The following is a 24,578-nucleotide window of genomic DNA, read 5'->3' as shown; positions in this document are numbered from 1 at the left end:
GAATTTAATTTTGTAAATTTCTTTTTTGTGCCAAGACCATCTCACTATAGCTACTTAGCTCTTTAGGAATCTTGATGTATTCTAACTCTTGATTTTGAAATCCACTATCGCTAATGATGATACCATTGGGATTGAGTTTTTGAATGATGCTATATTCATATTCTTCTACGTTTGTTGATTCTTCTTTGATGATACGAAACGCTTTCTCGAAGTAGATATCAAATGGTTTGAGATCTGTAAGTGAAGAGAAGACATCTTTAGCTTGATAATGAAGAGTTATTTTTTGATTTTTCCAATAGAAGATAATGCCCTCTTGGGTGTTGGTGAAGGGGATATTAATGTCGTCGAGAATGGTTTTTATGAGTGGAAGAAAGTGCTCAATGTCAATGAAAATAAATGTAAATTCGCTGATTGAGGGGAGTAGTCTTTCAATGTAGAATAATGGCATGAGAATGTCGCAACCACTGCCTGGATAGAAAAGAGTTGGTTGATCAGTGGAAAGTTGAATTTGGGAGGATGGAATAAATGAATCTATTGTGGTATAATCTTCTTCGTAGATCATTGATTTGACTTTTTGGATGTCTGGCTGAGATCCTTGCTGATGACCTTTTGGTTTGAAATCGCGCGCAATAAAGAAAATAGGTTCATCCATAGACCATTTTTATAGACGAAATATTTAAAAGTTGTCGCAAGAGCAAGCTTTTGTGGATCCGTAGCGTAGCCTGGACGGCGGGAAATCTCTGATTTCCGAGCGTTCCCGCGGGGAACATAGCGCGACAGCCTTCTACTTGAGAAGCAGAGTTTACACTCATCTCGTGATGATAGCTGTAGATCGTGGGTTCAAATCCCATCGGATCCGCTTTTTATATTCAAATGGAAATCGAAGCACGTGTTAAAGTTCAAGATCTTGTAATAGTAAAGAAAAAGTTGCAAGAAATGGGAGCAATGTTCTCTAAAACGGTGAAAGTGCAAAAGGACTCTATTTTCAAACGTTGGGGAGAAGAAAGAGCAGCTCAAAAACCGGGAAGTTTTATTCTGCGTATCCGTGAACAGGGTGAAAAAACTTTTTTAACATACAAAGCTCTTACTACAACTGTTGGTTCCTGGAGGGAATATGAAACGGAAGTAAGTAGTGCGCCCATGATGGTGAAAATTCTTGGTGAGATTGGATTTGTTAGCGTGCTTGAAATGAATAAATCGAGATTGCAAGGAAAGTTAGGAGAAATTACGTTATGTTTGGACACGATTAAAGAGTTAGGAACATTTCTTGAAGTTGAAGTAATTTGTGACGATGTCAAAAACGGGAAAAAGAACCTATTAATTTTGCTAGAAAAACTCGGGTTTGCAGAGAATGAGATTATTCATGAGGGTTATGCAGCCATGTTGTTTAAGCAACAGGGCATTGTGTATGAAAATACTGGGTAAGAAGATTTTTAATTACGAGATAAAAATAGAAAAAAATGTTTTGTAAAACTTGTGGTACGTTGTTGATTCCCAAAAAAACTACGTATGGAAAGTGGATGAGTTGTCCTCATGGTCACGCACAGCCGGAATTGCAAGATAAAGTTCCGGTTCAAGTAACACATAATACTCCTGCAGAGCGGCTTAGAGTTGCGGATGGAAAGAATTTTTTAGCAGTTCATGATCATGTTTGTGAGAAATGTGGTTATGATAAAGCAGAGTTATTAGAGATCATGCCATTCTATTCTGATGAAGATAATGTAATTAGAATGAAATGCGGCAAGTGCGGTAAGGTTAAACAGTTAGATGGAAAAATTATGTGATTCTGGACTTAGCTACAATTTACTCGAAAACTATATAAAGCATCTTTGAAGAAAGTTCTCCTAAGCGCCCGTTGCCAAGCGGCCAAGGCACTCGCCTGCAGTTATCCGCTATGATGAGCTTCGTAAGAAGTGATGATAAGAAGACAGCGAATATTCGAGGGTTCGAGATGTGCTCTGTGCACGAACATCCCTCCGGGCGCTCTTTTTTGATTCTGAGGAGAATGACTGATGACACTTAATTATCATAGAGTAGATTTATCTAAGTTATACCCCCTCCATTTTCTCGATCTTTATCAGAGGCATCTTGGTGATGTTGATTATGGCCAATCTTATCCGATCTATGGGTATTGCACTTGGAAACAAAAGCCACAAAGACCAGTTATTGTTTTGACAGCTCTAGTTCATGGAGATGAACCTGCTGGATTTGATGCGGCAGGGTTATTCACGCAGAGAAGTATTGAAAAATATAAAGGGCTTTATGATTTCTTTATTGTTCCGTGCGTGAATCCTTCTGGTCAAGTACAGGGAAAACGAGAAAATCAAGCCGGTCAAGATATTAATAGAAATTTTACACTTGATTCTTTTTGTCAAGAAGCAAGAATGATTATTTCTTATGTGATGTCACATAATATTCGACCAGTATTGTGTATAGATCTTCATGAAGATAGAACTGATCAAAGTGATGGAATTTTTGATATCCCTACCGGATTTTATCTTTATGAAATGACCAGGCATAAATCTCTCATTGGTCCAACAATAACAAAAGCTCTTCGTACTACATTTACAGTAACATCACAAACGGAAATCTATGGGGAAAAAGCCGTAGAAGGATGTGTTGTAAGTACACAAGATCAAGACGATACCGTAGAGGCTTTCTTTTTTCGACGAGGGGCACAAGTTGCGCTTACGCTTGAAACTCCCACTTGTTGGAAATTGGAAACAAGAATTGCAGCACAGGTTCAAGGGATAGAAGAAGCAATAAAAGCATTTGATATTTTAGAAAAGACATAAATAGCTTTCCTCTTTTAATAAATACATGTCTAAGAAAAATGTCTCATCAGTTGATCTGGCGGCAATTGTTCAAGAGTTGCAGTTTCTTGCTCGCAGTAAGCTTTCCCATATTTATCATCAAGAGCAAAAAGAGCTGTTGTTGCAGTTTCATACCTCCAAGCATGGAAAGCAGCATATCAAAATTATAGTGGGAAAATATCTTTGTTTAACTTCCAAAACACAAACTGTAGTTCATCCTACGAGTTTTTGCATGCAGTTACGAAAATATATTGATAATGCGACAGTTGTATCAATAACACAAAAAGATGCAGAACGGATTGTGATATTTGAGTTTGAGAAAAAGGAAAAATTCTTCCTTATTGTAGAGTTATTCTCTAAGGGAAATATTATTCTTACTGATGATCAATGGCAAGTGTTGGGAACGCTTGAACAACAACTATGGAAAGATAGATTAGTCAGAGCAAAACAAGAGTATGTTTTTCCCACAGCTCAAACTAGCTGGAAAACAGTTGCCGTTAGCGAGTTAGGAGTTATTTTAGCGAAGAGTGAGAAACGCAATCTTGCTACTGCTCTTGCAACAGAATTAGGGTTAGGTGGTGTATATGCAGAAGAGTTATGCAAACGAGCAGGAATTGCCAAAGAGATGCTTCCTGTTGATGCCACAGAGAAACAAATCCGTTTTTTGATAGAGCAACGTGACGTGCTAATCAAAGAGTTGACAAAACCCCATGGTTTTCGTTATAGTGATGATATTGCGCCCATGGAGTTATTTGAGAAAGAAGTGTTAGAGAAAACCGAGACGTATAGTGAATTAATTGATCAAATTATCCCATTTGTTAAAACATCCCCCTATGAACAAAAAATCAAATCATTAGAGAAAATAATTTCAGAACAATTAGAATCTATTAGAAAACAAGAAGAGGCTATTGCACTTAATACTGCGAAGGGAGAGGTGTTGTATCAACATTATACTGCTCTGCAAAAATTGCTGGAGATTGTAAAAGAGTTACGTAAAACTAAAAGTTGGACTGATGTTGGGTCAGAGTTAAAGAAAGAGAAGAAGATTAAGAGTGTTGATTTGAAGAAAAAAACAATTGTGATTGATTTATAGAAACGGATTCTTGCATTTAAATAAGATTAGGGGAGTTTTATTGTTTATTCTGTTCTTGGAAATATTATATTTTTTGCTGTACAATACGTCAACTGCACCAAAGATCGCTTTAGTATAATCGAATCCTAATTTCCTCGTCACATTCTTAACTGCAGCTTCGTTTTTACCTTCAATTTCAACAAACGGTTCAAGAAAAGGCCATTCATCAATAGTGATCTCAACGCTACCTAATTTCCATAATTCACGTTTACTCTCTTGGTAGGCTTTTTTAGTGCAACCAAGCCTAATGAGGATATCTTGTGCTATTTCAAAGCTACTTACCGTAAGGTAAATTTCTTTCTGATCTTGGATACGATCTCCATCTACGACTTTAAGGCTCATGGTGATTTTGTCGCTTTCATCTCGAATACGTATCCAGCCACCATTAATCTCATGGCCTTGTGGAAAATGAAACACGCTGCGTCTCTGAAGAAATTCTTTTTTAACAAGAATAGCGCCAACTTCTTTGAGTTTTGCTCTTATCTTTTTTTTATTGATATTGGAAAACGTTGCTTCGAATTCAATATCCATGAAGATAGAGTTATTGTAGAAGTATAAATAGTTTCTGGAGCTTACTTTTGCAGGTACTGCTTCCTTTTTTTCTCATCCAATCGTTCAATAGCGTAGCGTAATGCAGTTCTCGGCATTTTTTTTACATGTTGGTCCAGAAAGTGACAAAGGGTGGTTTCATCTCTTTTGCCCATCTCACGCAGCATCCATCCTACGGCTTTGTGCATGAGATCATGTTTGTCAGCAAGAAGGAGCTGGCTGAGTTTGATAGTGTCTGTGAAGTCTTTCTGTTTAATGAATGCAAAAGTGGCAATGATAGCAATACGACGTTCCCATAAGAGAGGAGATTTGACTAAAGTGTAGAGTAATTGTCGATCTTTATCTAGGAGATATGTGCCAAGTATCTTATCTGCTGAAGTATCGACTAGATCCCAGTTGTTTATTCTGGTAGTGTTTGCAAGATAGAAATCAACAATTTTTTTGTCTTTAGTCTTTTGATATTGGAGTACGAGAATGAGGAGAGCTGTAAGTCTGTGTTCATGGATGGGTGAATCTAATAGATTTTTTATTTCAGGTAATGGAAGATTTGCGTATTTTTTCGCTACCTCTCGTTGTTGAGGAACAGTGACGCCAATAAAAACATCGCCTTCACCATATTGACCAGGACCGGTTTTAAAGAAAGAAGGAAAGAACGCGGCTTTCTGGGAGTTGGCAAGGGATTGAAGGTCGGATTGGATGGAATGGGAAGACATGGTTTAATGATAAATAAGAGGTATAATAAGATTACGGCTATATAGTTTCTTGAGAATATAAAGGTATAAGAATGAGATAGTTAAAGATCCAATAATGACAAATCCACGAAGAAGAGTGTTAAAAAGTGCCACTTATAGTCCTGATGCATTATTTCGTGCTTTAGAAAAGCCACTCCAACAAGCTATGTTACTTTCTAACAGACAACCGGTTGATGGGACGGTTATTACACTTAAACCAATGTATGGTTCTGTTCACTACCGAGCAAGCGATCAAGAAGTAATAGAACTACATGAAGGAGAAGATACGGGACAAAGATCAAAAGGTTCTGGAACCTGTGCTAGTCTTATTTTATATTCCAGTTTTAGTCCTCAAGGAAGCGGAAGAATCGTTATGGGTCTCACTGGGTTAGGAAGGAACACCAAAGCAATTGAACAGACATTAGGAAGTGTTATAGATGGGGCTGTTAAGCATGCAAATATGGCTTTTCTAATCGGATTAGGTCATGCCCAAGTAGGTATGGATCATCCGCTAGTGCCTCTACCCCAAGCAACTGTTATTAATTATATTCAAACACCATTAGAAAACTTACCCCCCATTGATAACTTAGCTTTAATAGTGGATAGGGCTTTTGCTACCCATGCACCTCAAAATGCCATACGTTCTCTTACTTTAAAAACCGATGCAACTGCGGAGTTTTTTATAGACTCTACGGGAAGCAGAATTTATCAAATAGGAAGAACAGTACAGGTGAATTTGGCATTGCAAGGATTAGATCGTAAAGGTCACCCTTATGCTGTGGAAAAAGCGTTACTATTTCGTGATGTTGCAGATCTGGAAAGGATTGTTGGAAGGAATGCAGAAAAACTATCTGCCGAGTTTACCGCAAAGGCAAACCCAATCAATGTTATAACTGGAGAGTATCCTGTCTTTTTAGATGGTGCGGCATTTGGTACGTATATCCATGAAGCAATGGCTGCACATATGCTCTCAGGAAAATATGTTACAGATGGTTCTTCTAATGTGTACCAACCGGAACGGATCGGTGAACGTGTTCTTCCAGCATGGATTACAATCGTTGATGACCCTACACTTCATGATGGGAAAGGTTCTTACAGATATGACATAGAAGGTACAGAAGCATTGCCTGTTGTTCTTATTGAAAAAGGAGTGCTATGTAATTATTTATTAGACACAACGAGTGCAGCGGCATTATCTCTTCTTACTGGTAAGACTTATGTTTCCAATGGACGAGCACGCAGTGATTGGGCAGTTGCAGCAGGAGATGTTCGAGACGTTGAACCGCGTGTTACAAATGTGATTATAGATGCAGGAGATTATGCTCAACCCCACAGGGAAGTTGAAAAAATGTTTCAGAAAGCAATTGGAGATTCACCTCGAAAATTAGGGATTTATGTTCAGGGAGGAGGAGGACAAGTCGATCCAACAACTGGACTTTTCGTCCTAGAACCGGAGTGTGCATGGTTAGTAGATGAAAATGGAAATATGCGAGCATTACGTGAATCACAGGTGGTTGCACAAGTTGATGCTTTAGACAGAAATGTCCTTGCGGTTTCTGATAAATATGGCACAGGATATGGGCATTGTGGGGCTGAATCAGGATGGGTTCCTACACAACATCGAGGTCCTGCGGTTCTTTTCAAGGATATTAAAGTGATTGGTGGTTCTCGAGATACTAGGACTGCTCCTCTTTCTCATGGGGAGTAAATCTTTTATCTTTCTTCTTATTTTAACAAGTATGATCCGTCACTCTTTTATTTTTCTTCCCAGCTGTACGCCACTGCGTGAGCAAAAGCTCTGGGCAGCTGGTATCAAAGATTGGGCGACGTTTCGAAAGCTGCCAAAGATTAAAGGGATAAATCCAGAACGCAAAATTCTCTATGATACTTCGCTCAAAGTTGCAGATGAGGCATTACAGCAGGGAAATAGCTCTTATTTTGTAGGAAAAATGCCATTAATTCATGCATGGCGATTCTATGATTATTTTCGTGACCAAACGTGCTTTGTGGATATTGAAACAGATGCCAATAAAGTTGTAACTGTTGTTGGAATTTCAAATTATTACCATACTAATCAATTTGTCAAAGGGATGAATCTTACTCGTGATGCACTGCGACGAGAACTTGCGCCATACAAGTTAATTATCACGTTTAATGGTGCAGCATTTGATCTGCCGATCTTACGTAAAGAGTATGGTTTAGAGCTTGCCATACCCCATATTGATCTCAAGCCGTTGTGCGCGCAATTCAAATTGATGGGAGGACTTAAAGAGGTAGAACGAATTTTAAATCTCAAGCGACCAACCCATTTATATGGAAATCCGATTGATTTGTGGAAAGCGTTTCATGCCAGCAGGGATAAAGAATATTTAGATCTGCTATTGCATTATAATGCAGAAGATATTGAAAATTTGAAAGGAATTATGGAGCATATTTGGAAACTGAAAAAAGAGCAAATGCAAAAATTGTTGGCTTAATCACTTGCTATGGACCTAAAAAACAAAAAGTCTAAAAAGGGTGAAGTATCTCGAAATTTCATAGGGGGGGTAGAATAGAAAAAGAGGCATATACAATGGGTGAAAAAAAATCGTTTTTGGGATCGGTTCGAAGTTGGCTCCAAGGTGGAGAGTCACAAAAGTCTAATGCGCGTGAAAGCGGTTGGGTAGAAATACCAGCAGATAATAAAGGACCAGTTCATAGTCCTACAACACAAAAAGTTGCTCCACAGCCTCGTCATGTTGTTGAAGAGAAGCGGTCAGCAGTACGCAATATGCCTACGACCATGCGCCCTACAACACAAGATCGTTTGCGTAAAGAAGAGACAAATGTAGCAAAGCGTGTCTCTAATACACCTCGTATGAGCAGTGACGAGCTTAAGAAGAAGTTTCCTGGCGCTTTTGAAGCAAAACGGTAAATTTTTGATTTTTTACTTACTCTTTCTTCTTTTTTAAGTCTCTAGGTTGTTCTATCTATGCCAAATGGTTTATATAGTTCTTTTTCACTTTACTCGCTAATGGCTACGGTTACTCCTTGGGAAGTTAAAGGCACTATTGATTATGATAAGTTAATCAAAGAGTTTGGGGTTTCAAAGCTTGATGAAAAAGCTCTGAAGCGAATCGAAAAACATACCGGTGAGCTCCATCGATTCCTTCGTCGGGATATTTTTTTTGCGCATCGCGATTTAAATTTCGTTCTTGATGAATTTGAAAAGGGCAATAAATTTTATCTTTATACGGGCCGCTCTCCTTCTGGTCATGTGCACTTAGGTCATCTTGTCCCCTGGATTTTTACTCAATGGCTTCAAGAAAAATTTGGCGTTGAATTATACTTTCAATTTCCTGATGAAGAAAAATTTCTTTTCAAACCAGATCAAAGTTGGGAAGATTCTCAGAAATATTTAGAAGAAAATATGCTTGATGTCATTGCAGTGGGGTTTGATCCAAAAAAAACACATTTTTTGATTGATACACGGCATGCCCAGATAATGTATCCTGAAGCGTGTAAAGTAGCTCGTAAAATTACTTTTTCCACTGTTAAATCAGCATTTGGGCTTAAAGATGATAGTAATTTGGGACAAATATTTTACACATCCATGCAGGCTGTTCCGGCATTTATTGGTTCAGTTCTTGCTAAGAAAAATATCCCCTGCCTTATTCCTCATGCAATTGATCAGGATCCTCACTTTCGAGTTTCCCGTGATGTCATTCCAAAATTAGGATATTATAAACCAGCAAGTATTCAATGTCGTTTTCTGCCTGGCCTAGGTGGTATGGGAGAAGATGGCAAAATGTCATCATCTGCCCAAAATACGGCTATTTACATGAATGATGATGCGAAAACGATTCGTTCTAAAGTAATGAAATATGCTTTTTCGGGAGGTCAAGCAACTGTTGAAGAACATCGTAAAAAAGGAGGAAATCCTGATATTGATATTGCTTATCAATGGCTTACATTTTTTGAGGAAGATGACGCAAAATTAGCAAAAATTTACCACCAATACAAAAATGGGGAGATTCTGTCAGGGGAGCTCAAGCAGATGTTAGTGGATAAGCTTGTCCCCCTCATTGAAGCACACCAGCAACGACGTGAGAAAGCTCGTAAGCTCTTACCTCAATTTATTCTCAAAATTTAGTTTTTTGTGCCTAAATCGGCATTAGAGCAACCTATAGATTTAAATATCTACAATGTGTTCTATGCTCAAAGAGGCTTTAGATATGGCAAGGGTAAAAAAAAGGGTTCAGCCCAAAACTGTGTCCGTTTCTCGATCAGCAAAGCATGTTGGCTGGGGATATGCTCCACTTAAGGGTAGTTTTATGGTTCTTTCTATTCTTGGCTTCCTGATTAGTGCGTATCTTGTTTTTCCTGCAAGTATGAATTATGGGGTCGCATTCATGTCGCTGTTTACACTTATGTTTATTGCTTCAATTATTAGTATGACTAAAGCCCCTTTGGTGGAATAATCATGAAATCAACTCACACTTGGAATATTACATTAAATCATGCTTTTTCGTTGCCGGTAGAACGATATTTTGTAGGGTTTCTCTCACTACTTGTTTTTTGTTTAAGTCTGTTACAATTTGGACGATTATTTGATGCTATTTTGTTAACTGCTCTTTTTTTGGCAATATACACCCTGATTTATACTATTGTTTTAGAGATTCGCAAGTTAGAGAAAACATATACACTTACAAACGAGGCTTTACAAATTCTTCACAAAAGCAGACGTAAAAGCCAACGTGTTAAAATACCTTTAAATGCAGTAATTAAACATAAATTTGATCATGTTTTGCTAGGTGGTTATTTGATGACAACACAAGGAGTGAAACATCTGCTCTTTTTTAATTCGAAAGAAGACGCGCGACATGTTGAGCATAGATTAGGACAGCAAAAAAAGAAACGCTAATTCTGAAGTCTTAAGAATTCTTTTTATCCCATTTTTCTTTAGCATAATTTTCTTTGTGAAAGATAACATGAGATGCTTGTTTTTCAAATAACGCTACAGCCAATGTAGCACGAATGCCATCTTCATTAATCCCATGTTTAATTGCAAGGGCTTTTGCTTGGTTAAGAGATATATCCATGAGAACGTAATTCTCTTTACGGCATTGTTCTTCAACGTCACGTTCTTCTTGCTCAGTAAGATAGATTTCTTCCCAGACTGGATAATTGCTCCCTGGAACGGTTTTCGGAAAGGTTTTGGAAAATGTCATGTGGAGATAGAGGATTTGAAGATATATTAAAGTTGTGTTAGAAAATGCCCTGAGAAAAAATAGAAGAAAGAAAAAAATCTAAAAGAAAAGCTTATTGACAACCAGCTCTCCACCATTGGTTAGCACCTGCAGGAGCTTCAATTAAACAACCACGAGCACCACAATCATGACTTAGAGTAACCATGCCACAAGTTGTAGAAGTCTCGTTCATAAACACGTTTCCTTCACAACGTACATTTTGAACGAAGCTCGATCTTGCTTGGTGTACCAAGATATTGCAACATTGGCTACCTTGAGCATTACATCCTAAATTTGCTGAAAGCCAAGCATCTGGGCATTGACCCTGAATTGGAGCTGCTGCGTTTCCGGAACAGGTGTAATTTGTCCATTGGTTGTTTTGGCATTGGGTATTCTGTACGCCGACATTGGTTTCTACACGACCAGGTCCAACAGGTCGACAAAATTCAGCTACGGGAGCTGGAGCCGCAGCAACACATACTCCTCTGTCAAACACGAAGTTTGGTCGACAAGTATATTCACATTTACGAGCATCAGTACAGGCAGCAACAGCAGCACGTTTGACTCCTGCAGGAACACCAGTGGTTTCGTCTCCTGCACAAATCTCTGCATTAGCGGGAACGGTCCCTTCACATGGCGCGCTTGGTGCTGGTTGAGGAGGGGCAGCAACAGGGGCTGAAGCAGCTGTACAAGCAGTGCTACTAAATTTTCCACTTACACAGGAATATTTCATTTTAGTATTGCCAGTGCATTCTTTGGCATACACTTTACCTCTGTATACAATGCCACTTGCTGTCGTTGTACAGGTTGAACCAGTGGCTTTAGCATTCCCTGCAATTGCGCCATCTTCTGCCTCTGGAGCGTTAGCATAATCTTCTGCATCTACGCCTTCTGGCGCAGTCTCTGGTTGCGGTTGAGTGCAACCAATTAATAACAACATTGTAGCAATGAGTGCTACGAAAATAATATTTTTCATTACAAAGTCACCTCTTTTTATAGAAAAAAGATTATTTTTTGGTTTAAATATTTTGTCGTGTTGGAAAATGAGTAGAACGATTGAGGAGTTGATTTAGCCATCAGCTATTTTGAAAGGTTCCATAAGAGAGAAAATTGTTTCTGAAACGATCGAAAGAACTAGCTACATCTTTATAAACACCATCTCACCTTACCTCTCTATGCCAAACTTCTGGAGACACGTTAACTATGTTCTGGATAATGCAGATATCATCATTGAAGTGCTTGACGCGCGTTCGATTGATGAGACACGACATCCAGAAATTGAACAGAAAGTACTCTTATCAGGTAAAATATTGCTCTATGTGATTACAAAATGTGATCTTGTTGATATCACTCAGCTCAAAAAAGATCGAGGAAATTTGCGACCATCTGTTTATATCTCAAGCCGTGAACATCTCGGAACAACGATGCTCAAGAAGAAAATTCTGATGTTATCTCATGGAGAAAAATGCGTCGTGGGAGTGGTAGGGTATCCTAACGTAGGTAAATCATCGTTAATCAATGCGTTAGCAGGACGTGGTGCTGCCCGTACTTCATCAGAGAGTGGTTTTACTAAAGGATTGCAGAAAATTCGTGTTGATAGTAAGATATTGTTACTTGATACGCCTGGTGTGTTTCCTTCAAAAGAGAAGAATGATGCAAAGCATGGACGAACTGGCGCTGTTGATTACGCAAAAATTAAAGATCCAGAATTAGCAGCAATGACGTTGATTGAGGACGAATTTGATCTTATTCGTCGTTATTATGAAGTTGATGGTGTTGATGCCGAAGAGATTTTAGAGCAAATTGCGCATAGGCTTAAACGACTGCTCAAAGGCGGACAACCTGATCTTGAAGCGACAAGTCGATTGATTTTGCGCGACTGGCAAACAGGTAAGATGGCACATGGTTAATTTTATCTCTGTTGAACAAGCGCGTGAATTGATACAAGTGCATCCTGATTTAATGATTCTCGATGTACGCACTGATTTTGAATTTGCGCAAGGACATTTGCCTTTAGCGCATAATGTAGATATTAATGATGATTTTTTTGAACAGCGAATTGCCGAATTTGATAAGAATAGAACTTACATTGTCCATTGCAAAAGTGGTGGGCGGAGTGCTGTTGCGTGCGAAGTTTTGGAAGAATTAGGTTTTAAGAGAGTATATAACTTAAAAGGAAACTGGAAAGAGTTGATGAGTGGATAGTAATAATAAAAATTAGTTATTCAGAATCTAACAAGAAAGAGATTATTTAGTCTCTTTTTGTTCATACTCTTTCTCAATAATTTCTCGTATCTTTTCTGCGGTTTTAACACCAATACCTTCAACTTTGGCTAACTCTTTTTTGGAGGCATTGATAATTTTTTCAATTGATCCAAAGTGTTGTAACAAAGCACCAGCCATCTGACTGCCTATCCCTGGGAAAGAAGATACAACATATTCTTGTTGTTGCGAAAGGGTTTTTGGTTTTCCTGCGTGAAGAGAAAAATCAACACCTTTTTCTTGCTCTCGTTTTGCCATGATGGCAAGAAGTACTGCGGTTTCTTTCGCATTTTTGGTATACATAATAGGAATAGCAAAATCAAGAATAATACTTGCAAGCAACCCACGCAACGCATTAGGGTGAACATTGCGCACATTATAAATTTCTTCTTCGCCTTCAATAACAAGAACGGCTTTTTCAAATACCCGTTTAAGATCACGTAATTGATCCATGATTCTTCCATCAATTAATGATGCCACAAAATCGGGTACTTGTTTGAGTTCAACGGCAACTCGACCAGAGAGAACATAGTCGGCATGGTCAAGCTGCTCGAGTGTAACATGGACATTTAGGTCGAGAAGTTCTTTGACAACGCGATTGCTTTTTTCCCGATGATCAGCGAGGATAATAGTTTTTATAGGAGGAGAGGAGATCTTTGTAAGAGAAGGAGAAGACACATGTTCTAAATTTGAGGGATGTGTTAATGATGGTTTTGCATACGACATTAATGATTTTTCTGTTGATTTAGCTTTTGTTTCTTCATCTTTAGTAGGGAGAATTAATCCTATATTTTTGCGTAACTCATCAAGATGTCGATACATGCGTTTCTCTTTATGGTGCGCTGCCCAGCGATAGACTTCGTCACGTGTGCCTTTGGTCATTAATACGCAAACTTCACCTTTTTCCAATCGTCCTGTTCGTCCCCTGCGTTGAATTGAACGGATGGCACTGGGAATCGGTTCGTAGAAAATAACTTTGTCAACTTTAGGGATATCAAGACCTTCTTCAGCAACAGATGTAGCCACAAGAACAGAAAATGCTCCAGCACGGAAGCGTTCGAGAATTTCCTTTTGCTGTTTTTGTGAAAAACCTAATCCATTTTTTTTAGCTTGTCCTACAAAAATATGAGAGGTAATACCACAGGTTTCAAGAATTTTGATGATGACTTCCGCAGAATCACGAAATTGAGTAAACACAATTGCTTTGGCAGTAGCATTTTCTTGGATGGTCTGCGTTACTATCTCTTGAAGTTTAACTATTTTTGGATGAGGTGTTGCTTGCACAACTTGTTGCTGTGAAAGATAGAGCGCTGCTTTAAAATGTTCATCCTGAACAAGATTTTTGACCGCTTTCGTATTTGAGGTACGGGCTTCTGTTTGTAATTTTTCTAAATACTGGGCTGTTTGTTGCGCGCCTTGGGTTTCGAGAAGTTCAATAGCATGATCAATTTTGAGCGCTTCAGCAAGCAATGAAAGTGATTTAAACACATCAAAATCAGTCCCTTCTTGAGCTAGTTTTCCTTGCAGTTCTTGTTGCAGACCGAGCAGTTCACCTTTGCTTAAATTTGAACTTCGACTATGACCTAATTGCATGATCGCAGTGAGTTTACTGGTCTTGCACGCCACAAGATGAGATTGAATTGTTTTGAGTTCAGCGGGAAATTCAACACTAACCCAATTTAATTCCACATCCTGCACATATTGTGCAACGTCATGATCTTGTTCTGTGCGTACTTCAATTTTTTCGATGTAGAGATTTTTACAAAGTTCTTTGATGCTTTCAAGATCTGTCCCTGGTGAAGCAGTAAGAGCAAGTATACGAGGGAACTGTGCGTTCTTTTCATATTGTGATGCGAGCCAAACATAGGGATAATCACCTGTAGCATGATGAGCTTCATCAATAATAAGACAGCTTACGTTTTTGAGATCGATACGACGATTGATGATATCGTTTTCAAGACCTTGGGGAGTACTGATGATAATGGTAGCGTCTTTCCATAGTTTTTCACGTTTGACTGGTGTGACGCTGCCAGTAAAAAGAACAATTTTTTCAGGTTCAATTGCAAGATGTTTGCGAAACGTATCGAGATGTTGTTCGCAAAGAGGTTTGGTTGGCGCGACAAGCAATATTTTTGATTGAGGGTATTGAATAAGACGTTGTGTAGCGAGAAGAAGAGCAATGCCGGTTTTTCCCAGCCCTGTTGGAAGAACAACTAATGTGTTTTTGGTTGCAGCTGAAGCTAAGATGGTTTGTTGGTAAAGGCGGGGTGAGAAGTTTTGGAGCATGGTTTAGCAGCCTTTAAATTATTTTAAGTTTAACTTATCTAGCAAGATGAGTGCCTCTTTATTAAATTTTGAGAAGGCAAACCACTTTTTTCCAAGATCTTTAAGAGAGGCCCCAATGTGATACACTTTTTCATTATCAATTATGAGAAATCGATCGTGTGATTGTGTAAACTCTCTTATCTCAATCGATGGATATTGTGCGTTATGTTTTGTTAGATCTAAGAGCAGTTGTTTAGAGACCTCTTTTGTGAATATTATAACTTGAACTCCTTTCTTTCTCTTAGTTAAGATGGTCAAAACTGAGTCGTCAATATAATTATCAATGAGGATAATCGATTTTTCTGCTGTTCTGATGATGTCAGAAATGAATTTGTGTGCGTCAAATATCTGGCCATCAAAAAAGATGCCTTTTTCTGGTTTGAGATCTTTGCTTTGGATTGCATTAAAGATTTCTTCAAACTTATCATCATGTTCTACTTGTTTTTTTTCAACAACATCTAATCGTTGGAATAATTGAGCATTTGAAGTAAAAAAGCGCCTCATCGCAACAAATGCCCTCATGATTTGAATATTTGCAATGATAGCTTTTTCAGTTTTAAGAACGCTGGAAAGATTTGCTACTCCTTGTTCGGTGAATGCGTACGGCAAATATCCACCAAGAGAATTTCTGGTGGGTATCGCATTTTGCGATACCAGTATTTCCACCTCTGCATTAGTTAATTGAAACATAAAATCTGAAGGAAAACGTCTCTGGTTTCTTTTAACTTGTTCTCGAAGTCGAATTGCCCTAACCCCATAGATTTGAGCTAAATCTCTATCAAGCATTACTTGTACACCTCGTAGAGTGTAAATCTTATTCTGAACTCGATCATGATTCACAATAAGCAATTTTTCGTTCATCTTTAGAGAAAAATAGGCTTGGATGTCTTATAAACCCTGTCCGCACTTGACCAGTGTGTCCAGTGTGAATAGATTATAAGATGGAGAATGGTCGAGAAGGTTAATTACCAAAGATTTGCCGTAGTTTTTCATTATCTTGTGCAATAACTTTTTGTTTAGGCAGATTAATTCTTTTAATTTTATGTTGAAATTGCATGGGTTAGAATCTTGAAAATTCATCATTTTAAGATCATTTTCTGTTAGGTTTTGCTCGAAGCGTAGAAAGCTGAGGTAAAGTACTACCCCATAATCTCTCTGAAAATTCTTGAAGAAGTGTGTCAATGCCCATGCTACGATCTTTTGAAACTGCACTAAGAGCCCAATCACAGATATAATAGTTAATCATGCCAGTATGAAATGGTTGGTGCTGATGGACATTTAATTGGTAGAGATGGCATTCATATTGGACTTGATTAGCGGGAAGAAAGTGAGGTTGTACTGCCATACCAACAGGAGAAAAGCCGTTGCCAACTTGATCTTGCAAAGCACGTAATTCACCAAGATCTTCATTACCCCAGTGATTACTCCCATTCACTGAGCGAGTAGGATGGATATAGAGGACAGGATGCATTCCTCCTTCTATTTGTTCATCAATGAATCGAGTGCTTGAATTTCCCTCTACGCGAAAGGTTGTGGAAACTACTGTTTCTACAAATGGAGAACGCGAAACAGGCGCAACGCCATAAAAGAACATATCTGTGCCAGGAAGGCTTATTGCTTTTACTCTCCCCATAAATGCTGGTTTTTTGATGAGTTCATACAAGAGAGAAGATTGCATAGTCTATCCTTTTACGCAAGAACAGTTTTTGTACCCTTTGATTTTTGCTTCATCAATGTTTGAAAACATGACACGTTGTTCACGGCGTACATTTTTCATGAATGGACAGGTTGAATTGTGGACACGTTTGCCTTTTTTGGAAGCTACAAGGATAACTGAGGTAGATTTTTCTTGATGTTGAGCTAAAACGCGTAAGCGTTCGCATTCTTTTTGCAAGAGAGCAACTTGTTGATATAAAAATTTGATGTGGTCATAGAGATTAACCATATCATCTTTAGTGCGAGCAAATGATACTGCTACTTTGTTTCTGGTTGAAAATAATTGGGTCATGGTGGTATTCCTCATTTAATGGAGCTTTAAATAGGAACTTATTTATAAAACTTTTGATAGATTCGTCACTTTTTAGTGACACTTTAAAATAAGTAGGAGATATGGCGAAATATAATTGATTTGGTAAGAGACAATGGAGAGTTAGAAAAAAACAAAAATGTTAAGAAGAGAATAATAGAAAAATAATGAGACTTGTAGGTTAGAAAGTATCATAAAAAAAAGAGACAGAAAAAAGAGAAGTATCTAGCTCACTATGCGTCAGGCAAATCTTGATCGCCAGTAATGGTGACAACGTTGCCTTCTCGGTTTACAACTACTTCAGTAAGGTTGTTGATAACAACATCATTTCCAAGAAGATAGTAAGAGATGTTGCGTAGATCACGGATACGAACTTTCTCGATGTCATGAATTTCGAGTACTTCAAATGGAGCACGACCTTTAAGATGGGGATTATTTTCTTCAAAGAGACCAATAAATGCTGATTTAAAGCCATCAGGGTTTTTTCCTGGTTTACGGCTAATGACAATGCTCTTTACCTTAAATTTTTTCTCCATATCTTACTTGACGAAGATGTTGCTTTTAAACGTTTTGAAATAATGACGCTTATGAAGTTTATACGATATATACCAACATACTAAAAAAAGAAGAAGTATGATCAATCGGTTTGCCCAGAATGCGCCAAATACATACCCTACAATAAAGCTTAATGAAAACAAAATAGAAGTAAGAATTGGTTCTTTCATGCGACGTAAGTAAAAACCTCTTCCAGCAACACCGCCAGCAATGACGGCAAAAACGTAGGCAAAAATAGGTTCGCGAATAACCATGCCTAAAACAAAGCCAAATGCAAGAAGAAGAAGTATGAATAATTCTGCCCAATCGTGATCGAGTCCTAAAATTCCTCCTCCGTGACCACTCATCAGAAATCACCCCGAAGTGATTCAAGAAAAACACCAGGTTTTTCTGAACAGAAAATTCGTTTTGAATTTTCTTGTTTCTGGAGGTCCCAACAACACAAAGAAAACATTGTTTTCTTGTGCACAGAAACAAAGTTTCTCGTGAATCGTTGTTTTGTTGAGACCATGTTTATTTCTCCGAGCCAATGAGTATGAAAAACCCACCGGCAAGCAACCCAATAATTGCAGAGATAATAATTCCAAAGAGAGTGTTTGTGAGGAGCAGAATACTTCCAGCGATGATGGCAACGATACATAACATAAAATAGCTGCGAGAACCAAAAAAGATAGATAGGCCATCTAGTTGAGGAAGGGGGAGAATGCACAAAGCTGCCGCGATCAGATTAATCAAAAGACCTTTTTCAAAGAAATACGCACTGGGAAAGAGATACAGCCCCATAGAAAAAATGATGGCGAGAATGAGGTGCGACCAAATTGACCACATAGAGATAACGGCATTTTCTTTGTAGCCAAATCCATACCTGAATTCTCCAAGGCGTTGCCGTACCATAAATGAAGGCACAATACCACCTATTAAAATAAGGGGAAGACGACCACTAGTGATAAATGCAAGAGCAAGAGCAATAAAAATTCCCGTCCACCAGAGACGAAATACGACTAAATATCCTTGGCTTAAACCAAAGATTTTTTGACAAGTAAAACGAAACCAAAAACTAAATGCTGCGATGATAGCAACAAGCAAAAAATTGCCTATCCCCACTGCTGCATTAAACGAGTCTGTACCCCAATCACGAAATGAGAAGATGAAAGCAGTAAAACCTACTGCAGCAATAAGACCCACAACTTCTTGACGGTTGAAACTGTACGATTCATGAATACGAGCCCGCAACTCTTGGTACGAAACCATGGTAGAAGGAGATTTTTGGTGTTTATAAAAGATGTGGGAGATGCGAGTGTCCTAGGACGTTTGAGAGGCACCCACAAAATCATCAACGCTATCTCTTTTGCCACCATTAGGCCGAGGCGGATAGGTATTCCACGTAAAAAAATAACTCTGGCTAGTTCGAGGTGAATACAAAGTTCTAACAAAGTGATAATGTCGTGAGGGTAATTCTGGGGAATAACAACCTAATGCAAGATTGAGAGATAATTCGCCTGTACGGTCTGAGAGAAGGTACCCCTTACCAGTAAACTGTAAGTATACTCTTTCAAAATCAACGATGGGAAGCACTTCCCAAGTAAGAGGGTTACGAGAAAACTTTCCCGCAATAAAACCTGCTGGAGATAGAAGACGAAAGCGAGAAACTGGTTTTATTTGCTGATCTTTGTTGGTAACGAAATCAGTGATAGACTCAGCCTTATATATTGGAGGAAGTAGAATGCCAAAAATGCCTAAATCAGAGGTTATTGATTCCATTCGAAATATTGATTATTTTCTAATTAATTGTATACACTACGCCTTCTCCAACAACCACAAATTATGCAAACTTTGTCCGCGTTCTAAGGTCCGTTGGTCAAGTAAAGTAAATTTCTCAGGGATAGGAAGTTCAAGAGTAGCACGGCCAACAATGAGCATTTTGCCTTTGGGTTTGAGAATCAACGCAGATTGATAATATATTTCATTGAGTTTTTCTTCATCTTTACGGGTGAGATGAAAGAGCAGGCAATCGAAGAAGGCATCACCATAGGCAACGTCAAGATCTTCAATGCTTTGTTTACGTGCGTTGATGGCTTTGGCAACACCGGCGAGCGTGGCATTTTTGCGAATGGAGAGTAAATTTCCCGTGGTTTCATCAAAGGTATAGACTTCATGAGGTAACGAGGAAGGAGGAAGAGGAAGAGTACAAGACGTAAAATAAGGGATCTCGAGAATATTTTGCAGATCATGAGTAAGAGGATAGTGATTAGCAATGGTGGCAGCTTCAATGGCAGCAGACCCATCTTTAGCAAAGCCAACTAGCAATTTTTGACCTTCTTTGTAGCCTAATAAAGAGAGGAAATACGCCTGAGAATCGCCTTTAAATGATGCAGCATGAGCAAAGAGACGATATTGCCGTGCATCAAGTTCTTGCGCAAGGACATCAATCCCAAAGAAATATTTTTCTCCATCAAAATATACCAGAACTAATTGTTGAGGATTGCGTAATTCAAGTGTGGGAATAATTTTATGTGTTTCAAGCTGCGAGAAAAGAGCACCTGCAACTTGCTTCGCAATAGGTAGACGGTTTTCTTGACCAGGTACGCCTTCAATTTCAACCCGAAACGAGCGACCGTTGGTAAAAAACTTTTCCCAAGGAAATGAAGCAGGGAGCAGAGGGGTCTGTTCAAGGTTGAGTACGGAACCTAGATCAATGAGCAAACGACGAGAAAGATGAGAGTAATGTAGTAGAGTGAGAAATTGCGCAGGGTCGCTAAGAGTACCAGAGACAATACCATTACCTATTTTATGAGGAGAACTCTGGGGAAGCAGCGCAGTAGCTTCATGGATGAACGCATCTTCAAATCCAGGATGAACTAACGCAGACCATTTCATATAAATCAATTTTAGGGCTTTATTTAATTACTTTACGAGTAAATTCATATAATTTTCATCGATGGTCTTAATGCGAACTTTACTTATTGTGGCAGATCTTGTGATGAAGAACCAGAATCAGAAAGAGCAGGATCAACATCTTCAGCGGCAATTTGCGCAGCAGCAGCAAGAGAGTCAGTTTCGTCCATGCGCATGACACGCACACCTTGTGTTGCGCGACCAATTAATGATATCTGATTGCAAGGGATGCGAATACCAATTCCCTGACGTGAGACTAACATGATTTCACCACTTCCGTCAACAAGCATGACGGCTGCAACAGGTCCGTTTTTGTCAGTAATTTTAATATTGGTGACGCCTTTTCCACCACGATTACACAAACGATAATCACTTACAGGAGTACGTTTGCCATAGCCTTTTTCCGTGATAGTGAGTATTTCTTTCCCTTCATCAGCAGCTAACATGCCTATGACATAATCATTTTCATCAAGACGAATACCACGTACACCACCGGCAGCTCGACCCATGGCGCGCACAGCTTCTTCGTGGAAACGATTGGCATTACCATATTTGGTAACGAGAATAATTTCATTAGACCCGCTGGTATATTGCACTCCAACAAGCGAGTTTCCTTCGTCTAAATTGATAGCACGAATACCACCTTTACGAGGACGAGAAAATTCTCCCAGAGGTGTTTTTTTGACAGTTCCGTCTTTTGTTGCCATGAAAAGATACCCTTTACTAAAGTCGCGCACAGGAACGATAGCAGTAATAGTTTCTCCCTCACTCATTTCGAGCAAATTAGCAATATGTTTACCTTTAGCCTGTCTTGTTCCCTCGGGAATATTATACACTTTTAACCAATAGAGTTGACCTTGGTTTGTGAAGAAAAGAAGATAATCATGAGTTGAGGAAACAAAGAGTTTTTCAACGAAATCTTCATCATCTTTGGTTCCCGCAGCAACAACTCCTCTACCGCCACGACGCTGTGTTTTATATGTGTCAATAGGAAGACGTTTGACGTATCCAGAGTTAGTCATAGTCACGACAACTTGTGTTTCTTCGATAAGTTCTTCTAAATCAATATCTTCATCTTCTCCTATCATTACTTTGGAGCGACGCACATCTTGATAATCATCACGAATTGCGGTGAGTTCTTGAGTAATTAATCCTAATACTTTCGTTTCTGATGCAAGGATGGAATTATATTCATCAATATTTATCATCAATGATTTATGTTCTTCACGGATTTTATGGCGCTCAAGCGCAGCGAGTTTTTGCAATCGTAAATCAAGGATTGCTCTTGCTTGAATTTCAGAAAGAGAATAGGATTGTATGAGGAAATCACGAGCTTTTTCAACAGTTTCGCTTCGTTTAATACCTGCAACGATCTCATCAACATTTTCTAGGGCAATGAGTAATCCATCAAGAATATGCACTCGTTTCTTAGCTTCTTCTAGATCATATGCTGTGCGACGGCGAATTATTTCAATGCGATGTTGGATATGATGTTCAAGGAATTCTTTAATGCCAAGGATACGAGGTTGATTGTCAACCAACGCAAGCATAGTTATTCCAAACGAAATTTTAAGTCGGCTATGTTGGTAGAGTTGATTTAAAATCACATTAGGATCGGCATCTTTTTTGAAATCAATAACAATACGAATTCCCTCTTGGTCAGATTCGTCGTTAATGTTGCGAATACCCAGAATTATTTTCTCGTTTACTAACGCGGCGATTTGAGTGATAAGTTCCTCTTTATTGACTTGATAAGGAATCTCAGAAATAATGATTTGATCTTTTTCGATACGACTAACTGATTTAATGATAACTTTTCCTTTGCCTTTAGCATAGGCCTGCAAGAGACTTGCTCCACAGAGAACTTCTCCTCCTGTAGGAAAATCAGGAGCAGGGATATAACGAATTAAATCTTGTACACTAAGATCAGGGGTTTGGATAAGCGCTATGAGAGCATCGCAGACTTCTTTGAGATTATGCGGAGGAATGTTGGTAGCCATTCCTACGGCAATACCAGACGATCCGTTAATGAGAAGATTGGGAATTTTTGAGGGTAAGACCGAGGGTTCTTGGAGCGAGCCATCAAAGTTGTCTTTGAAATCAACGGTTTGTTTCTCGATATCATGAAGCATTTCTTCGGCAATTTTATTGAGTTTTGCTTCAGTATACCTCATTGCTGCTGCGGTATCTCCATCGATGGAACCAAAGTTACCTTGACCTTTGATTAAGGGATAGCGTAGAGAGAAATCTTGGGCCATACGCACTAAAGAATCATACACCGCGGAATCGCCATGAGGATGATACTTACCTAGTACTTCCCCAACAATTCTTGCACACTTTTTAGAGGGTTTGTTATGTAACATGCCCATTTCGTACATTGCATAGAGAATACGACGATGGACAGGTTTGAGACCATCTCGAATATCTGGCAGCGCCCGACCCACAATAACCGACATAGCGTAATTGACATACGCTGTCTTCATTTCTTCTTCAATAAGACGAGGGATAATCTGGTCTTTGGATTGATCACGAGGGGGTTGGGGTGTGGCCATTTTGGAAGTGAAATTGGACGATTTGATCGATTTGATTTATCGACGCTAAAATCTAGAAAAAATAGGGCAAAGAGAGTATATAAAGGTTTCCAAGGTAGAGGATACAATTTAGAATTGGTAGAAAGTTTAAAAGCTCACTCTTTTTGTTCTTCTTCTATGTCTTCGATAAGGTCTTCTTCAACTTCGCCCATAATTTCTTCATCTTGCTCTTTTTCTGTTTGAGAGGTTCTTTTGGAACTACCCATGGCTTTCTTGATTTCTTCTCGCGCAACATTTTCTTTTTCTTCTAGATCAATTAGGCGTTCGACTTCATCAGTTTCTTTTTCCACGTTTTCAGCTTGGTTAATAATTTCGGCAGGGACACGAGCAAGGAATGCCTCTTTAGCTTGAGCACTGGGCAAATCAAAATATTCAAAGAATTTAGGGGTTAATTTGAGACGAAAAGTACGACCAAATTTCTCCTTGGAGATAAAACCTAGTTCCTCGAGACGTTTCATATGGTCATAAGCAGCAGCACTGCGCATTTTCACCACATCAGATTGAACAACGGGATATTTCCACGCAATCACGGCAAGAGTTTCCATTAAAGGACGTTCTAATTCTGTTGAGCTTACTAACGAACTTACCAGCGGAACGAATTCATCACGCACAGTAAGCTTCCACCCATGATCTTTTTTGACAAGTTGAAGGGAATGGTCTTTCTGGGCATAATCTTGAGATAACTTCTCGAGAAGAGAAGTAGTTTCTTCGATACTTAGAGCACATAAACTGGAGATACGTTCTGGAGTGATCTCTTTACCAACTGCAAAGAGAACTGCTTCCACTTTTTTTTCGTTTAATTCCATGTTATTTAGTAGTTATTTTCCTTCAAAATTGAGTATCATTCATGTAAAGAATATTTGCTGTTCTTCAAATCAATCTTTTTTTCATCAATGAGCTTGTCGCAAAAATCACCCATTTTTTGTTCATTATCAACACCAGTGAGTGAACAGAGTTCTGATAGAGTCAATGGACCTGCACGAAGCAGAACTAAGACAAAATTTTTGAGCAGTCCGGCACTGTTGCGTTTAAGATGTTCATTTTCAATTTTAAGCTGTTTTGCAATCATATCTGCGTTATGCAAATGAGTCTGAAGATCGGAGATGAAGAGAGAAATATCCACATCACTCAAAGTTAATTTTTCTGGTTCGATGATCTCAATTAATGAAGGCATGTATTCAAAACAAAAACGGGAAATTTCTTTGAGTTCGTTGGTTTTAATTTCAAGTTCAGCAAAGGTCGCCCACATCCCTTCTTCAGTATGTTTTTTTCCTTCGGCTAGTTCTTCTTCAAGGACAATAAACTTTTTGTCAGCTTTGATTTTTGTAACGTATTCTTTAATAGCACCCTCAACGTGCTCTTTGGGTTTGCCAATAACTTCGATGAGAGCGCGAAAGGTAATTGGAGGATTCATGTAAGACTGGAAAAGAAGGCAGTTTTTAAGTATTTCTACAGTGCATGTATTTCTAGA

Annotated in this window: 29 protein-coding genes and 2 tRNA genes; 14 read left to right on the top strand and 17 right to left on the bottom strand. The window is 38.7% G+C overall.

The features are described 5' to 3' along the window. Positions 1-4: 4 nt before the first annotated feature. Positions 5-652, bottom strand: coding sequence for a hypothetical protein (locus HYV86_06300; protein MBI2573448.1), 648 nt, complete (start codon positions 650-652; stop codon positions 5-7). A 54-nt stretch (positions 653-706) separates the two neighbouring features. On the opposite strand from HYV86_06300, the gene HYV86_06295 reads away from it, so the two are divergent. The 6 genes from HYV86_06295 to HYV86_06270 all read left to right on the top strand — a co-directional run bounded on the left by HYV86_06295 (position 707) and on the right by HYV86_06270 (position 3,906). Continuing rightward, a tRNA-Arg gene (locus tag HYV86_06295) sits at positions 707-859 on the top strand. A 14-nt stretch (positions 860-873) separates the two neighbouring features. Further along, a complete protein-coding gene (cyaB, locus tag HYV86_06290) occupies positions 874-1,425 on the top strand; it encodes a class IV adenylate cyclase (GenBank protein ID MBI2573447.1) in 552 nt (183 codons plus the stop codon). A gap of 35 nt (positions 1,426-1,460) precedes the next feature. After that, positions 1,461-1,784 carry a hypothetical protein gene (locus tag HYV86_06285; GenBank protein ID MBI2573446.1) on the top strand — a complete coding sequence of 108 codons (324 nt, stop codon included), beginning with the start codon at positions 1,461-1,463 and terminating at the stop codon, positions 1,782-1,784. Positions 1,785-1,848: 64 nt separating this feature from the next. Beyond that, positions 1,849-1,985: transfer RNA gene (locus HYV86_06280), tRNA-Cys, on the top strand. Between the two features lie 27 nt (positions 1,986-2,012). After that, positions 2,013-2,795 carry a succinylglutamate desuccinylase/aspartoacylase family protein gene (locus HYV86_06275; GenBank protein MBI2573445.1) on the top strand — a complete coding sequence of 261 codons (783 nt, stop codon included), beginning with the start codon at positions 2,013-2,015 and terminating at the stop codon, positions 2,793-2,795. Between the two features lie 25 nt (positions 2,796-2,820). Further along, positions 2,821-3,906, top strand: coding sequence for an NFACT family protein (locus HYV86_06270; GenBank protein ID MBI2573444.1), 1,086 nt, complete (start codon positions 2,821-2,823; stop codon positions 3,904-3,906). Here HYV86_06270 and HYV86_06265 read toward each other — a convergent pair. Together HYV86_06265 and HYV86_06260 are read right to left on the bottom strand one after the other, a co-directional pair. After that, complete coding sequence (locus HYV86_06265) at positions 3,901-4,476, bottom strand: CYTH domain-containing protein (protein ID MBI2573443.1); 576 nt, start codon at positions 4,474-4,476, stop codon at positions 3,901-3,903. The genes HYV86_06270 and HYV86_06265 overlap by 6 nt on opposite strands. Before the next feature lie 41 nt (positions 4,477-4,517). Further along, positions 4,518-5,207, bottom strand: a complete 690-nt coding sequence (locus HYV86_06260; protein MBI2573442.1) for a DNA alkylation repair protein — start codon at positions 5,205-5,207, stop codon at positions 4,518-4,520. 94 nt (positions 5,208-5,301) lie between these two features. On the opposite strand from HYV86_06260, the gene HYV86_06255 reads away from it, so the two are divergent. From HYV86_06255 to HYV86_06230, 6 genes are all read left to right on the top strand, one after another. Continuing rightward, on the top strand, positions 5,302-6,933 hold the full coding sequence (locus HYV86_06255; GenBank protein MBI2573441.1) for a TldD/PmbA family protein: 1,632 nt from the start codon (positions 5,302-5,304) through the stop codon (positions 6,931-6,933). Between the two features lie 31 nt (positions 6,934-6,964). Further along, complete coding sequence (locus HYV86_06250) at positions 6,965-7,702, top strand: ribonuclease H-like domain-containing protein (GenBank protein ID MBI2573440.1); 738 nt, start codon at positions 6,965-6,967, stop codon at positions 7,700-7,702. 95 nt (positions 7,703-7,797) lie between these two features. Continuing rightward, entirely contained in the window at positions 7,798-8,139 is a 342-nt protein-coding gene (locus HYV86_06245; protein MBI2573439.1) for a hypothetical protein, read from the top strand. Between the two features lie 99 nt (positions 8,140-8,238). Then, on the top strand, positions 8,239-9,357 hold the full coding sequence (locus tag HYV86_06240) for a tryptophan--tRNA ligase (GenBank protein MBI2573438.1): 1,119 nt from the start codon (positions 8,239-8,241) through the stop codon (positions 9,355-9,357). A 61-nt stretch (positions 9,358-9,418) separates the two neighbouring features. Continuing rightward, complete coding sequence (locus HYV86_06235; protein ID MBI2573437.1) at positions 9,419-9,685, top strand: hypothetical protein; 267 nt, start codon at positions 9,419-9,421, stop codon at positions 9,683-9,685. 2 nt (positions 9,686-9,687) lie between these two features. Beyond that, positions 9,688-10,128: a hypothetical protein gene (locus tag HYV86_06230; GenBank protein MBI2573436.1), complete on the top strand. Its 441-nt coding sequence runs from the start codon at positions 9,688-9,690 to the stop codon at positions 10,126-10,128. 10 nt (positions 10,129-10,138) lie between these two features. Here the strand turns inward: HYV86_06230 and HYV86_06225 are convergent, their stop codons facing one another. Together HYV86_06225 and HYV86_06220 are read right to left on the bottom strand one after the other, a co-directional pair. Then, the gene (locus tag HYV86_06225; GenBank protein MBI2573435.1) at positions 10,139-10,435 is read right to left on the bottom strand and encodes a hypothetical protein; all 297 of its coding nucleotides are present in this window, start codon (positions 10,433-10,435) and stop codon (positions 10,139-10,141) included. Between the two features lie 91 nt (positions 10,436-10,526). After that, the gene (locus HYV86_06220) at positions 10,527-11,429 is read right to left on the bottom strand and encodes a hypothetical protein (protein ID MBI2573434.1); all 903 of its coding nucleotides are present in this window, start codon (positions 11,427-11,429) and stop codon (positions 10,527-10,529) included. 199 nt (positions 11,430-11,628) lie between these two features. Between HYV86_06220 and HYV86_06215 the strand changes: the two genes are divergently transcribed. Both HYV86_06215 and HYV86_06210 read left to right on the top strand, forming a co-directional pair. Next, positions 11,629-12,363, top strand: a complete 735-nt coding sequence (locus HYV86_06215; protein ID MBI2573433.1) for a 50S ribosome-binding GTPase — start codon at positions 11,629-11,631, stop codon at positions 12,361-12,363. Further along, positions 12,356-12,658, top strand: a complete 303-nt coding sequence (locus tag HYV86_06210) for a rhodanese-like domain-containing protein (protein MBI2573432.1) — start codon at positions 12,356-12,358, stop codon at positions 12,656-12,658. The genes HYV86_06215 and HYV86_06210 overlap by 8 nt, the downstream gene beginning before the upstream one ends. A gap of 42 nt (positions 12,659-12,700) precedes the next feature. Here the strand turns inward: HYV86_06210 and HYV86_06205 are convergent, their stop codons facing one another. The 12 genes from HYV86_06205 to HYV86_06150 form a co-directional block, all read right to left on the bottom strand. Beyond that, on the bottom strand, positions 12,701-15,001 hold the full coding sequence (locus HYV86_06205; protein MBI2573431.1) for a DEAD/DEAH box helicase: 2,301 nt from the start codon (positions 14,999-15,001) through the stop codon (positions 12,701-12,703). 18 nt (positions 15,002-15,019) lie between these two features. Continuing rightward, entirely contained in the window at positions 15,020-15,901 is an 882-nt protein-coding gene (locus HYV86_06200; protein ID MBI2573430.1) for an ORF6N domain-containing protein, read from the bottom strand. A gap of 229 nt (positions 15,902-16,130) precedes the next feature. Further along, complete coding sequence (locus HYV86_06195) at positions 16,131-16,718, bottom strand: hypothetical protein (GenBank protein MBI2573429.1); 588 nt, start codon at positions 16,716-16,718, stop codon at positions 16,131-16,133. A gap of 3 nt (positions 16,719-16,721) precedes the next feature. After that, positions 16,722-17,063 carry a hypothetical protein gene (locus tag HYV86_06190; GenBank protein MBI2573428.1) on the bottom strand — a complete coding sequence of 114 codons (342 nt, stop codon included), beginning with the start codon at positions 17,061-17,063 and terminating at the stop codon, positions 16,722-16,724. A gap of 236 nt (positions 17,064-17,299) precedes the next feature. Beyond that, complete coding sequence (locus tag HYV86_06185) at positions 17,300-17,602, bottom strand: hypothetical protein (GenBank protein ID MBI2573427.1); 303 nt, start codon at positions 17,600-17,602, stop codon at positions 17,300-17,302. A gap of 3 nt (positions 17,603-17,605) precedes the next feature. After that, positions 17,606-17,968 carry a hypothetical protein gene (locus tag HYV86_06180; GenBank protein MBI2573426.1) on the bottom strand — a complete coding sequence of 121 codons (363 nt, stop codon included), beginning with the start codon at positions 17,966-17,968 and terminating at the stop codon, positions 17,606-17,608. A 166-nt stretch (positions 17,969-18,134) separates the two neighbouring features. Beyond that, a complete protein-coding gene (locus HYV86_06175) occupies positions 18,135-18,872 on the bottom strand; it encodes a hypothetical protein (protein MBI2573425.1) in 738 nt (245 codons plus the stop codon). A gap of 51 nt (positions 18,873-18,923) precedes the next feature. Next, on the bottom strand, positions 18,924-19,382 hold the full coding sequence (locus HYV86_06170; protein MBI2573424.1) for a hypothetical protein: 459 nt from the start codon (positions 19,380-19,382) through the stop codon (positions 18,924-18,926). A 36-nt stretch (positions 19,383-19,418) separates the two neighbouring features. After that, on the bottom strand, positions 19,419-20,498 hold the full coding sequence (locus HYV86_06165) for a hypothetical protein (GenBank protein ID MBI2573423.1): 1,080 nt from the start codon (positions 20,496-20,498) through the stop codon (positions 19,419-19,421). 83 nt (positions 20,499-20,581) lie between these two features. Then, on the bottom strand, positions 20,582-23,068 hold the full coding sequence (gene gyrA, locus HYV86_06160) for a DNA gyrase subunit A (protein ID MBI2573422.1): 2,487 nt from the start codon (positions 23,066-23,068) through the stop codon (positions 20,582-20,584). Positions 23,069-23,202: 134 nt separating this feature from the next. Then, a complete protein-coding gene (locus tag HYV86_06155; GenBank protein ID MBI2573421.1) occupies positions 23,203-23,913 on the bottom strand; it encodes an SMC-Scp complex subunit ScpB in 711 nt (236 codons plus the stop codon). A 35-nt stretch (positions 23,914-23,948) separates the two neighbouring features. Beyond that, a complete protein-coding gene (locus HYV86_06150; protein ID MBI2573420.1) occupies positions 23,949-24,521 on the bottom strand; it encodes a hypothetical protein in 573 nt (190 codons plus the stop codon). Positions 24,522-24,578 lie beyond the last annotated feature (57 nt).

The sequence above is a fragment of the Candidatus Woesearchaeota archaeon genome, from assembly GCA_016188115.1.
Classification (GTDB): Archaea; Nanobdellota; Nanobdellia; order Woesearchaeales; family GW2011-AR9; genus JACPIK01.
The sequence above is the reverse complement of the archived record's forward strand: the minus strand, read 5'-3'. Positions and strand labels throughout refer to the sequence as shown.